The organism is Bradyrhizobium sp. USDA3010, assembly GCF_056429065.1.
In genome coordinates, this window is the sequence record NZ_JBWJZD010000189.1 from 1 (window position 1) to 206 (window position 206).

At 62.1% G+C, this 206-nt stretch carries 1 pseudogene; it reads right to left on the reverse strand.

The window, feature by feature from the left end:
* Positions 1 to 206 (reverse strand): annotated as a pseudogene (locus AC066Y_RS43485) (transposase); the annotation flags it as partial.

Genomic DNA, 206 nt, shown 5'->3' on the forward strand with positions numbered 1-206 from the left:
TCTTGCCGGGCCGCAGCACGACCGCCACGGGCCGGCTCTTCTCCGTGTCGTAGACGTGGATCGGCAGGAAGCAGCGTTCGTCATAATGAGCGTTGAACAGCGAGAGCTGCTGATGGCCGTGGACGACGTCGCAGGGTATCATCGATGTCGAGCGTGACGGATGCCGGCTCGCGCGGGTAGCTATCCATCCATGCGTCGACCAAAAT